Source organism: Aestuariibaculum lutulentum (genome assembly GCF_032926325.1).
In the GTDB taxonomy this organism is placed as follows: domain Bacteria; phylum Bacteroidota; class Bacteroidia; order Flavobacteriales; family Flavobacteriaceae; genus Aestuariibaculum; species Aestuariibaculum lutulentum.
The window spans coordinates 1,216,935-1,229,888 of sequence record NZ_CP136709.1; the positions used below are offsets into that span (position 1 = coordinate 1,216,935).

Sequence of the window (12,954 nt, forward strand, 5' to 3'; positions counted from 1 at the left end):
CTTAAATTTTGCTCCCCCTCTTGGGGTTTTTCTATATAACACACAATATTAATAATCAGACACTTAACAAGACTACATCTTTACATTTCACCTTTAAACACACCCTTGAATAAATAAAATTAGGTACGTTTAATAATTCCTTTTTAACGTTTTAGAGCAAAATGCCCTTTGAAAACTCTACCGTCTTCTAAAATAACACTGAACCAATAATCATCTGTAGGAAGCATTTCACCTTTAAAGGTACCATCCCATCCATTAGAGCTTGGATTTAACTGCTTTAACAATTTACCATAACGGTTATAAATAAAAATATCACTTTGAATTTGAAACTGATCATTAACACCAGGAATATACCAAGTATCATTAATACCATCTCCATTAGGCGTAAAGTATCTTAGAAAACCTATTACCGAAACTTCTATTGAAGCTGTTCCACAGCCTTTTTTATCTCTTACATAAACCGTATGAATACCTGAACTAACATTTTCAAATATAGGGCTATCCTGAAAAGATGAAAATTCATCATCTAAAGCATATTCATATTCTCCCTGTCCTAAGTTATTAGTATTAATTATAACTTTATTATTATTTGAAACATCTTCTATAACTATGTCCTCTGGAATAATATTAGCTAATTCAGAAGCATTTACAAAAACATCTCTAGTTCTAGAACACCCAGTTCCATCAGTCTTGGTTAAAGTTATAAAATAGGTTCCAGGCGTTGACACCGTTAAAGTAGGCGCATTAGAGAGTACTGTACCATCTTCATACACCCACTCATAATTAAAAATTTCATTTGCATTTGACTCTAAAGGATCTAGAACAATTGTAAACGTAGGGTCTGATGAACAAACTATTTGAGAATTTTCAATTGTAAAATCAGGCAAAGGATTAACTATAAACTGAATATCTGTAGATGCAATACAATTAGAATTTAAGGGATTTACTACTTTAACTGTTACAGTTTGAGTATTCGACCTAAATGGATTTGGTAAGGGACTTGGTAATTCTATACCTAGACTATTATAATAATGAACCTCCATGCCTGTTTGTCCATTTAAAACAGAACTTTCTATTAATGATGTATCAAAATCATGCAGCCCATCCGAATCATTTATACCATCGTCACATGATATTAGATCTGATACCATATTAGCTACAGGCTTCTTATCTACAATAAATTCTAAAGTCGTCTCATCAAAACAACTTCCATCAGCTATATTATTATTTTCTACAACAACTTTTATAATTTGACTAGAGGTTAAAAACGGATTAGGCAGAGGGCTAGGTAAAGGATTATCATTTTCGTCATAATAGAAAATGGAAACATCACTTAAAGACTGACTTCCTAAAACGGTTAACTCTACTTCAGATACATCAAAAGGATATTTACCATCAAAATCATCATCACATTCTCTTGTTATTGTAACTGGATTAGCAACAGGATTAGCTTCAACATGCAATGTTATATGTGCTCCTAAACCTAAACAATCGTTATTTAGCCTACTATCTACCCTAACATAAATATCTTGTGTATAAGGATATCCAATATTACTATAATCTGTTATATTCTCTATTTTATTAACTTCAGCCAATGCATCAGGTTCATTTTGGTAATAAGTAATTATTAATTCCTGTCCTGCAGGAAATAGACTGGCAATTTCATCATGAACAGTTTCAAAACTAAAATTTGAAATCCCATCAAAATCATCATCACAAGTATAAAACTCCCTTTTAAAATCCAATGGAATCTTTGTTGTAGTTACTATTAAATTAACTTTTGAGACCCTAAAACATCCATTTTTATTTTCAACTCTAGCCCAAACCACATCTAGACTAGGTGTATTATTAGAATATGTTGTTAAATTAGTTATTGGATCTTGATCATTTTCAGCTTTTAACTCCGATTCGAAAAATGAAACTTTCTCTTCGTCTGCATTAGTAGTTATTTCATTTATAACTTCATTTAAATTAAATGCACTGTAAAGACCATCTAAATCATCATCACATTGTTTTAGTTCAACAATTGGAGTCACCGACGGTAATTTTAAAACTTCAACTATAAAGGACGTTATTGCTTTACATTCACTATTTAAATTACTAACACATTCCACATAAATGGTTTGCGAGCTTTGACTATTAACAAAGGTATTTGGCGAAGCTATTGGCTGTTTGAGGTCTTCATCTGTATAATAATTATAGTGCACTTCTGAATCTATTCCGTTAAGCAATAGATATTGTTCCTTTTCTGTTAGATCAAAAACAACAATTCCATCTGTATCAGACCCTGAGTCTGAATTATCGCATTGTGTTAAATTTGAAATATTATTAGGCAATTCCAATTGTGGAGTTTTATAAACACCTATATTAAACTTCGTAATATCATTACATTCCGGGTTCTGTTTGTTATAAACTTCAGCAATAATTTCTTGTGTAAAAAACCCTAAGGCATTTGTATAAGCTTCAGGTGCATTAATTTTTATCCCATTATTATAATTTTCTATTCCTTCATAATAATGCACTCCAAAAACATTAGAATCTAGACCATTTAAAACATATTTATTATGACCATATAAATCAAAAGAATTATCATCATACAACGTGCATAACCCTATATCATTAGGTTTACTTGCTATTGGCTGCTCATATATTGTAATCGTAGTTACTTCTGTTACAGTATTACCTCCTAAGGACGCAATAACACTAACCTCATAGGTTCCAGCTTCAGAAAACACATGTGTAGACTCTAAATCTGTTGAAGTATTATTAGCTCCTGAAATTGGATCTCCAAAATCCCAATGGATTGAATCTACTGTTTCTTCAAGAATAAATTTAGCTGTATCTCCAAAACATAAATTCTCAACACTGAAAGGAATTTCTTTTGTTTTCCTAGGTACTCCAGTAACATTTATAAACAAATTAGAAGGAGGTCTACCACTACCAAAATCTGTTGATTTTATATAAGACCGAGTACCTAAGCACCCTTTATACCATGAAAAATCATTCCCTTCTTCTGTTCCTGCCAATTGAACTGCTGAAACTCCAATTCCTCCAGGAGAAGCCTCCTTTTTTACTTCTACCAATATCCTTTCTACTCCCGCCGGAACAATAACTGGTGTTTCAAAATTAATCGTAAATATCACCTTATTACCAGACCATGCAGGTGGAGCTAATTCTACCTGACTACTTCCTATTAATTTAGATTCGTCAAAGCTATTGGGAAAATCAAAATCTATCTCATAAATATTAAAACTTAAATTGGAGTTATCAGCAACCGACATGTAAAGACCAATTTCTCCTTGATCTATAATAAATTCTTCGTCTGGATTAACACCAAAATCTAAAAGCGTAAATGTCCTAGCTAAATGCTCTGTTTCTTCACAAGATCCAACATAGGACCTTACAAGATTATCACCTACATTATGGGTTAGTTTTATTTGACTAAATAAACTTAAATTAACTCCTAACAGTAGGATGATAAAACTTAAAAAAAATCTCATGTAGGTAAAACTCAGAAAACAATAATAACGGGCAAGATAAAAATTATATACGACGTATTTTATTACAAATACACATTTTAGATAAACTGCTTACAGACTAGAATATTACTCCCTCTGAGTAGCTCTGTATGCACTAAGCATTTCTTCAAAAGTAATAGGCTTATATTCAGACGTATGAATTGTAGAATACCTATTCACTTGCGCAAAACCTAACATTGGTAGGATAATAAAAATTAAAAACATATTTTTCATAGGACAAAAAATTAAATACTATTCATAAATAAACACTCCTGAATCCTGAACATCTTGGGCTAACAATTCGTAAGAAATAGGATAATTATCGGCATCGTATTGGTATACTACTTTAAAAATTTCATTTCCGTCTGAATCAGATATACTTGTTACATTATTTGGAATAAAATTTACATTTAATCGCTTCTTTGAAAAAATAGAAGGTGCGTTAGGTATATATATCCCTGTTTCAACCCCTACTTTAAAAAACGGATTAATTTTATCATCTAGAACGACATTAAAAATACTTGAGCTTGATTCACCTGCATAATATTCTGTTATGGAATATTGATGTAACTTACCATCTTGATAACTAAACAATAGTTTTCTATGCAGTTCTCCATCTATATAAAACTTATACTCACCTAGATTCTCTCCATCATACTTATATTCACCTACTACAATACCATCCTTTCGGATAAAACTAATTTTACCATTAGAATATTCATAATCATACTTTAGACAATCGACACAATTCGCTAAATCAAATGAAAAGTCATTGTAACTTTCATAGTTACCACCACCATGTTCTGGATTAGCAAGAATTACACTTTTCAGTATGTTCTCCTGATAAATTAACTGATGAAAATCTTTCCAAGTTTGATAATTAATAATTTTTATTAGCTTATCATTTTCAAAGTAAAAATAAAGCTTATCATACTGATCGCTACCTTCTACTCTTAACAATGTTTTGGCTTCTACTACAACCGGATCTGGACTGCCTTCCTCTGAAGAACCAGAACTACAACCTATTAAAAACAACACCATTAAAAGTATCTTTAAAACATTTTTAATCATACTTTTTATTTTTAATAAAAATTTTTAAAAAACTAATATACAACACTATACCATAAAATATATACGGTTTTCCTTATTTCATAAACGCCGTTAACTCCTTCCTTTATCTTTTGTTTTTATTAATTAAGAAGAAATACTTCGCAAACTTAAAAAACACTAATTAACATAAATGTAATACACTGATTACAAAAACATTACATATATTTACCCTCATAAAAACCCAATACTCCCTACTATTAATAATAGTATACTTTTTGTTTAACCATTAATTATACTTATTATGTCACATCACGGAATGAATTCACTACACGGCATTAACGCCATGTGCAAGCACGACACCTCCCACCACGGACGATTCGGAAGAATGTTTAGCTGTTTAAACCCCAACTACAACCCTCCTCTAGAACTTTCAAAACTCGGAATAAAAGATGGTCCAATGGATGGAGGAAATGCTTACACTCTGATTAATTACAAATGAGTAACAGTTGATCAAAATGGCACAACTGAACTTCACATTGATTTTGACACGATGCACTGTGATTAAAGACTAATTGTAAATAAAAAGAAGCTAACCACTTCCCTTTAACTTTTCTATTTCAGAACTAATTTTCCTCTAAACCACCTTACCGTAACTATCCTGAGTAATTTTCATATCGGAATGCCCTAAAAGTTCACTTACTATTTCCATAGGCACGTTATTATAGAGCAATACAGTACTAGCAAAAGTACGTCTAGCTATATGGGTGATTAGATTCTTTTCTATTCCAACAACTCCAATCATTTCTAATAGATAAGAACCAAATGTTTAAGAAAGGGAAAGAGTCTTATTCTAACTCAACTAACTCAATTAGTTGGTAAGGATAGACAGTACCTATATAAAATTGAAAAAAATGTTGTAACGTTTTGCAGATTTGCGATGGGCGGGTTTTTCAGGACAAATATTCATATGGAGCATTACACTTCCATTAACCACAACAGTGTCATAGAAGCACGTCACCTCGATATTGCAAATGTACTGTTACCTGCTGCCATTCTTCTATCCTACAAAGTCTGAACGATTTGTATTTGGGTCATATTGAATTTCCAAGTCTGTTCCATTCCAAATCGCTTCACAACTTTCAAGTCGGTATGTGTCACCTTGGTTCCAACTTGCACCAATATAATCTTCAATTAAGTCTTCAATGAAAACTCTTTCACCAATTACAATATCTTTTGGTATTAAGTATGCTGCAAAAGGCGACTTGAAACTATGAGGATAATAAAATGTCCAGTCAACCACAGTTTCAAAATCATTATTATCGTCCGAATAAAAGTCGACCCGATAGTCTCCAACAATTTCAATTTCTCCCGTTTTCTTGTTTTGAACCACAGAATACTTTGAACGAATTTTATCAGAAGGTTCAACCTTTTTTACTAATGGATTAAGTCCACTTTTAGCAGCCTTATTTATAGTGTCCTTGTCACGGGCAGTTTTTATAACACGTAATCCTTGCGTTTTTTTATTTCTGTTCAAGAATGCCATTTGATACTATTTTTATATTGTGTTGTTTTAAGTCAATTTTCAAACAAGTGTCGGGATTTTGTCTAACAATTTTCAGAAGGTCGTCATCTGTTAAAAATTCTGTATCAACTATTAAGTGGACGCAATTTGCACATTTTCGAAATGTAGAATTTGTAGCTTCTAATTTGTCCCAACTCATTTTATAGGGGCAATTCATTTTCTTCACAAATTCGTCTTTGTCTGTATAAATATCTTTTGTTAATGGGTCAAATTTCATTGCTCGTGTCTTTTTATGGTAACAGATAACTCCTAATATATTTACAATTTCAGTAATAGCTTTAACACTTGAAATTCCTCTAAACAAATTTTTTAAAATTGAAATTTAGTGTTTATAAAATTATAAATTTCCCTCATGTAAAAAACGATGAAATTTGCAATAAGAAACTTGATGTTGCAAAAAACTTAATTTTTCTACAACATCAAGATACTTAATACAGTTTAAAACTCCTTTTTACTACCTAATCACTTTGTTTTAACCTCTCAATTTCCAAACTAACTTTTTTCTGTACTACCTTTCCATAGCTTTCCTGCGTTATCTTCATATTACTATGACCAAGTAGCTCACTGACAATCTCCATAGGCACATTGTTATAAAGCAATACAGTGCTTGCAAAAGTACGTCTAGCCATATGGGTAGTTAAATTTTTTTCAACCCCTATAATCGCTGCTATTTCCTTTAAATAGGAATTATAACGCTGATTACTTATTCTAGGAAACACTAAATCATCATCGGTATACTTACATAAAATATTTAAAGCTTTTGATAATAATGGAATTGATAAATCCTTATCTGTCTTTTCTCGTTTCATCTTAATCCACTTATTACCGTCAAACCCATTAATAATATTTGTTTGTTTAAGGTTCATTAATTCCAAATAAGGTAACCCAGTATAACAACTGAATATAAATAAATCCTTTACTAGTTTAAGTCTAGGCTGTATAAATTCATAACTCTCAAGCTGTATTAACTCTTCTGGTGATAAAAACACAACCTCCTTCTTAACCTTTTTAGCTTTATAAAGCATAAATGGATCTACCTGTAAATGTCGTTCAGCTACAGCAACTTTAATTATCTTTTTAAAACGCTAAATCTTTTTATTGATGGTAACCTGTTTTAACTGCGTTTTATGCCCTACCTTATAGTAGTAGTCCAATTCACTTAAAAAGTTCATATCAAGTTTCTTTAGTGGATAATCCTTGGTTTTAAACTTCCATTTCACAAAAGCTTTAATATCATTTTTAACGTATTCAAACTTCTCGTAGGTTACTTGTTTTATCTCAACACCAACAAGCGTTTTTATGCGTTTTAAGTAACGTTCAAAGTATTCAATCACGTTGTATTCCTTAGCTGTTTTAACGCCTTTATACAGGCTAAAAATATCGTCTACAGTAAAAGCTTCATCTTTAACCTGAAGCAATAAAAAAGCCCTATTAATTTTAGTTTTAATAAGGCTTAGCTGTTGATTTATTTCTTTTCTATCTGGTTCAGGTGGTTTAACTACCTGTTGTTTACTATCCCAGTTATTAGCATTTACGAACTGACCTGTAGAAAATGTTTTTCTGACTTTATTATGTGTCAATCTACACATTAGTGCACAAACTCCTTTAGCATTTTTTTTCTGCTTATTTATTATAAATAGTATGTTGATTTTCATTTTGAATAAGATTTTAAATTAAGGTGGAAGGTAATTGACTAAATAAAGTTATTTATCTTTAGAAGATTGAACATTATGGAGTTAAATGCAATGTGTTTATTCCTATATTATGTAGAAGTTATGCGTAAAAGTAATACACTTGAATTTATAGAAAAATCAAAAAATGTACATGGTGATAAATATGACTATTCAAAAGTTGAATATTTAGGAGCTACAGAAAAAGTCTGTATCATTTGCCCGGAACATGGACCTTTTTATCAAATTCCAAATTCTCATTCTAGAGGTAAAGGATGTTTGAAATGTGCACGAAAAATAGCAATTAAAAAAACATATTCTAATACTGAAAAATTTATTGAAAAAGCCAGAAAAAAACATGGAAACAAATATGACTATTCAAAAGTTGAATATATAAAAGCTAAAGAAAAAGTCAGTATTATTTGTCACAATATAGATGAAATAACAAATGAAAAACATGGAGAGTTTTTACAACAACCATCTAATCATCTAGCAGGTGGAAATTGCCCCAAATGTACTGGAAATTATATGACACAAGAACTTTTTATAAAAAGAGCAAGAGTAATTCATAACAACCAATATGACTATTCAAAAGTTGAATACAAAACTGCACGTAAAAAAGTAAATGTTATTTGTCCAGAGCATGGACTATTTTCGCAGGTACCAGATAGTCATATAAGAGGTAACGGATGTCCTAAATGCAGTAATATTTACTCACCCACAACTAGAGAGTGGATTGAAAAAGCTAAGAAAATCCATGGTAACCGATATGATTATTCCAAAACAGTCTATAAAAAAACTCATTCTAAAGTATCCATCATTTGTAAAGAACACGGAGTTTTTTTGCAAACACCAGCAAATCACCTCAATGGTAATAACTGTCCTAAATGCACTGGAAACTATATGGATAAAAGTTTTTTCATACAAAAAGCAAACGAAATCTATAAAGATAAAAGTGGGGCTCCATTATATGATTATTCATTAGTTGATTACGTAGATTCCTCTACTAAAGTGACAATCATATGCCATAATAAAGACCCTGAAACAGGTAAAGAACATGGCGAATTTAATAAAACTCCTAATACCCTCTTAACTCAGCATGGTTGTCCTAAATGTGGATTAGAATCATTGCGACAAATAAAAAGCTTAACTCGTTTAAGTAATAAGGAATTTCTTGATAAGGCATTTCCAAACGAATATGAATATCTAAATGGTTACAAAACAGCTGCGTCTAAAATGCATATTAAATGTAAAAAATGTGGGCATAAATTTTGGCAGAAAGCTAATAATCACTTAATGGGGGCTGGTTGTCCAGCTTGCAAAATGAGTAGGCTAGAAAGAGCAGTTTGTAATTATCTCAAAAAACATAACGTTAAATATAAAATGCAAAAAAGATTTGAATGGTTAGGGAGACAGAGTTTAGATTTTTATTTACCTGATTTCAACATGGCTATTGAATGCCAAGGTATCCAACATTTTGAACCAAAAGATTTCTTTGGTGGCGATGATGAATTAAAAAATATAGTAAAACGAGATAATAGAAAGCTTAAAAAATGTTCATCCAACAACATAGAAATGGTTTATGTTATAGACAATGAAAAGTATCTAGAAAAAAAATATCATTTTGATATTGCAGAACCTTTTTCAGGTAATGTATGTTATAAAATTATGCATATTAATAATTTTGAGAATTATATCAACCAATTAGTTGAGATGTCTAATTTTTTTGAAAAGAAATTATGAATACAAAACGAAGCGATTAATAATAATTTTATTAATGGGTGTCTTTTAAAAATTAATAGGTATCCAAATGGGTGTCTTTTTTTAGTAGAAGGATAAATTAAGTTTCCTAAATTAAACACATAGAGGAATTAGCAATATCTTGTAAACCCCAAATTTTACTTCACAAAAAAAGCCTCACATTTCTGTAAGGCTTAAATTTTGCTCCCCCTCTTGGGCTCGAACCAAGGACCCTTTGATTAACAGTCAAATGCTCTAACCAACTGAGCTAAGGAGGAGTGTTGCTTTCTCTATCCAGAGAGCTGCTTGTGCAAATAATATGCAAACCTTAACCGGATTAATATGCGAATATAAAATATATTTAATCAATCATCATCCAAAATGTTTTATATTTTTAAGAATCGATTCATACTTTTTTTGAGTTTGAATTACACATATAAACAGTATCTCATTCTAAATACTTTTTGAGTTTTTCTGCAATTGCTTTTGCTAAAAGAGGAGGTACTGCATTACCTATCTGTATTCCCAGAGAGGTAATATTACCAAAAAACCTATATGAATCATCAAATGATTGGATTCGAGCAGCCTCCCTTGGAGTAATAGTTCTATTCTTTAACGGATGGGTAATTCTCCCAACAGAAGGAGTGTTAATCCTTGTAGTTATTGTGTAAGAAGGTTTTGTTCTGTCTATTCTACCATAAGCTCCACTATGAATAGATTTTGTATGATATTCCCTAGGAAGATCTTTGATTCCTTGTCCTTCTTTTATAAGTTTTAAAATTTCAATTGTTTTGGGTGTTGGTTTTGAGCTAACATGATTAAAAATATATCCATTAGAACTTCTCATATTAATCTGGTAGTTTGAGAATCTTTCTTTGTAATTTTTTGTTGATATTTTTTCATTTCCCTCTCCAGGCTCTAATTCAGGCAAATCTCCGATTGCCTCCCATGCGCTAATAAATTTCTTAGGATTTTTTTGTGGTTCAGGAAAAAGTTCTTCTGAATTTAATCCAAGTCTATTTCCTATAAAAAATGCTCTTTTCCTTAATTGCGGAACTCCAAATTCATTTGCACTTAAAACCTTTGAAGTTACATTATACCCAAGGGCTTCAAATTTCTCTATAATCTCTCTTTTAACACTTCCGTTATTATAATTTAAAATACCTGGTACATTTTCAATTACAAAAAATTTAGGATTTAAATCTTTAACCATCCTGTAATATTCTAAGAACAAATAATTTCTTTTATCATTAAAGAACTTAAAATCCTTTCTAATTCTATTACCCGCCATTGAAAACCCTTGGCAAGGAGGTCCTCCAATAATTACATCGCATTCGGCTGATTTTTGCTTGAATATATTTTCAATAGAGATTTCAGATCTTTTATCTTTTTCTGAACCAGAAACATTTCTTATATCGTCAACTATTAATTTAGTGTTAGGATGGTTATAGAGATATGTTTTTTCTATTCTTTTATCATACTCAACAGCTGCTACAATATCAAATCCTGCTTTTTCAAAACCATTTGAAAGCCCCCCTGCACCAGCAAACAAATCTAAAACTGAAAACTTGTTTTCTTTTTTATCTTTTGTAAACTCCTTCCTATCCCATTTGTATGAGTTGTTTATCATTTTATAATCAAAATGGGATAACAGAAGCTTTTCTAAATTTATAACTTTCCCTTTTTTATCTAATACAGCATAATTATTTATGATTTCAGGGATTATAAATTCATAAAGTTGAGAAGAGGTTACAGCTCCATTCTGAATCAGAAAATCCTGAACTGAATTAACTATAAAAACCTCACCATCTTCACAAGGTTTTGATAATACTGGTTTATTACAATTTGATTTTTTGTATGTGTAAACAAAATCCCCGGTCAAAGTATTATTTTTGTTTATTCCTTGTGTTCCTGAAGATACCGCTTGCTCTTGTAAAATTGCTGATTCAAATTTGAAGCCGGCATTAGTACATGCATCGATAATAGCCTTCCATACATTTAAATCTCTATTATGAAATGTAAAGGACAGATAAGATTCTGGCTTTAAAACTCTATACATTTCCTTAAATGCTTCACCTATTCTTTTCGAATAATCTTCATAATCCTTTTCTCGAAAATTATCAATGATTATTTCATCTTCAAATTTAGGTTTATTTTTCAACCAGGTATTCCATAAATGACTTAAAGAAAAATAAGCTATACTTTCTCCATAAGGAGGATCTGTAAAAATATAATCAACACTTTCGGAAGAAATTGTAGTATTTCTACTATCTAAATTTAATATTTCAGCATTTTCTCCTCCAATATTTTTAAGTTCCTTTTTCCCTTTTTTAATAGCGTTAAATCTTAGTTCAAAACAATCTATCACATTTCTCTCTGCATGAATATTAGGAACCCAAAATTTACTTATTACCCAACCTGACTTATAAATTCCCTTTTCTGGATCACCTGGTAGCATACTACTACAGTTAGCCAGCATTGAAGTAAAAATGAAATCAAACAATTCTCTAATATCTTTATTTTTAAGCTTATTAATTTCATATTTAATCTCTGCTAATATCAATAATGCTCTCTTAGAAAATAGTTCATCAATTGTTTCTTTATTATTCCTCTTTACATATTGAGGAATTTTATCCGTTGGAATTAAATTTTTTTTGGTTTTAGATAATTCATCTAATAATTTCTCACTTTTTTGAAAAATTTTCAAATCATAACCTGTAGCTTTTTTAACAAACTTACCGTGAATCTCGCATTCTCCTTTTAGAGTGAGTAATTCTTCAAATTCCCAAACGGAACAATTAATTTTTGAAACTTTATTGCAGACAGGACAGGGAGATTCATATAAATTCCCATATAAATTAACTACCTTACTAAAAATTTTATTATAATTATTTTGAAACTCCTCTAAATCAATTGAACTGATAGAATTTCTAACAATCGAAATACTCATAGGATTTAAATCAACTCCAATTACCCTCCTTTTAGTTTTAAGTGACTCTATAACAGTAACACCTGACCCCATAAAAGGATCTAATACCACTTGATTCTCTGAAGTGAAATATTCGATATATTGACGTACAATATTATGAGCCTTTCTCCCCCAATATTTATGCATCAAATAATGCTTAGGATGTGAATGAGCTTTTAAATTACCCAATTTAGGCTTTCCATTATTTATTGTTGCTACGTGTATTTCAGAAGCATTGTTTTTTTGATCAATAATATAATTATCAATACTTTCTTTCAAATATCTTCTGTGTCCAGAGTTTCCAATCCTAATATACTCAATTAAACCAGAGTCTGCATATCTTTTAACTGTTGATTCTGAGACCGATAACACTTCCGCTGCCTCTTTTGTAGTAAGTTGATTTTTCTTCATATTTTCCGTAACCGT

Annotated in this window: 8 protein-coding genes, 1 tRNA gene and 1 pseudogene; 2 read left to right on the forward strand and 8 right to left on the reverse strand. The window is 30.7% G+C overall.

The window, feature by feature from the left end; all coding sequences use genetic code 11:
- Positions 1-143: 143 nt before the first annotated feature.
- The gene (locus tag R1X58_RS05150) at positions 144-3,500 is read right to left on the reverse strand and encodes a T9SS type B sorting domain-containing protein (RefSeq protein WP_240572289.1); all 3,357 of its coding nucleotides are present in this window, start codon (positions 3,498-3,500) and stop codon (positions 144-146) included.
- A 270-nt stretch (positions 3,501-3,770) separates the two neighbouring features.
- Positions 3,771-4,589 (reverse strand): hypothetical protein, encoded by an 819-nt coding sequence (locus R1X58_RS05155; RefSeq protein ID WP_240572290.1) that lies wholly within the window; start codon positions 4,587-4,589, stop codon positions 3,771-3,773.
- Positions 4,590-4,869: 280 nt separating this feature from the next.
- Here R1X58_RS05155 and R1X58_RS05160 point away from each other — a divergent pair, with 280 nt between their 5' ends.
- On the forward strand, positions 4,870-5,067 hold the full coding sequence (locus tag R1X58_RS05160; RefSeq protein WP_240572291.1) for a hypothetical protein: 198 nt from the start codon (positions 4,870-4,872) through the stop codon (positions 5,065-5,067).
- A 135-nt stretch (positions 5,068-5,202) separates the two neighbouring features.
- Here R1X58_RS05160 and R1X58_RS05165 read toward each other — a convergent pair.
- The 4 genes and pseudogenes from R1X58_RS05165 to R1X58_RS05180 form a co-directional block, all read right to left on the reverse strand.
- Positions 5,203-5,391, reverse strand: a pseudogene (locus tag R1X58_RS05165) (site-specific integrase); the annotation flags it as partial.
- A 234-nt stretch (positions 5,392-5,625) separates the two neighbouring features.
- On the reverse strand, positions 5,626-6,111 hold the full coding sequence (locus tag R1X58_RS05170; RefSeq protein WP_240572293.1) for a hypothetical protein: 486 nt from the start codon (positions 6,109-6,111) through the stop codon (positions 5,626-5,628).
- 497 nt (positions 6,112-6,608) lie between these two features.
- Positions 6,609-7,175, reverse strand: a complete 567-nt coding sequence (locus R1X58_RS05175; RefSeq protein WP_240572295.1) for a site-specific integrase — start codon at positions 7,173-7,175, stop codon at positions 6,609-6,611.
- A 60-nt stretch (positions 7,176-7,235) separates the two neighbouring features.
- Positions 7,236-7,805 (reverse strand): Arm DNA-binding domain-containing protein, encoded by a 570-nt coding sequence (locus tag R1X58_RS05180; protein WP_240572296.1) that lies wholly within the window; start codon positions 7,803-7,805, stop codon positions 7,236-7,238.
- A gap of 75 nt (positions 7,806-7,880) precedes the next feature.
- Between R1X58_RS05180 and R1X58_RS05185 the strand changes: the two genes are divergently transcribed.
- The gene (locus R1X58_RS05185) at positions 7,881-9,563 is read left to right on the forward strand and encodes a PDDEXK family nuclease (RefSeq protein WP_240572297.1); all 1,683 of its coding nucleotides are present in this window, start codon (positions 7,881-7,883) and stop codon (positions 9,561-9,563) included.
- A gap of 201 nt (positions 9,564-9,764) precedes the next feature.
- Here R1X58_RS05185 and R1X58_RS05190 read toward each other — a convergent pair.
- Positions 9,765-9,838 (reverse strand) — tRNA-Asn (locus R1X58_RS05190).
- 170 nt (positions 9,839-10,008) lie between these two features.
- Complete coding sequence (dcm, locus tag R1X58_RS05195) at positions 10,009-12,939, reverse strand: DNA (cytosine-5-)-methyltransferase (protein WP_240572298.1); 2,931 nt, start codon at positions 12,937-12,939, stop codon at positions 10,009-10,011.
- Between the last annotated feature and the right edge of the window lie 15 nt (positions 12,940-12,954).

Coding starts and splice junctions, on each gene's coding strand:
- dcm (WP_240572298.1), bottom strand. CDS start 12,939: ATGAAGAAAAATCAACTTACTACAAAAGAGGCAGCGGAAGTGTTATCG.
- R1X58_RS05180 (WP_240572296.1), bottom strand. CDS start 7,805: ATGAAAATCAACATACTATTTATAATAAATAAGCAGAAAAAAAATGCT.
- R1X58_RS05185 (WP_240572297.1), top strand. CDS start 7,881: ATGGAGTTAAATGCAATGTGTTTATTCCTATATTATGTAGAAGTTATG.
- R1X58_RS05175 (WP_240572295.1), bottom strand. CDS start 7,175: ATGCTTTATAAAGCTAAAAAGGTTAAGAAGGAGGTTGTGTTTTTATCA.
- R1X58_RS05155 (WP_240572290.1), bottom strand. CDS start 4,589: ATGATTAAAAATGTTTTAAAGATACTTTTAATGGTGTTGTTTTTAATA.
- R1X58_RS05170 (WP_240572293.1), bottom strand. CDS start 6,111: ATGGCATTCTTGAACAGAAATAAAAAAACGCAAGGATTACGTGTTATA.
- R1X58_RS05160 (WP_240572291.1), top strand. CDS start 4,870: ATGTCACATCACGGAATGAATTCACTACACGGCATTAACGCCATGTGC.
- R1X58_RS05150 (WP_240572289.1), bottom strand. CDS start 3,500: ATGAGATTTTTTTTAAGTTTTATCATCCTACTGTTAGGAGTTAATTTA.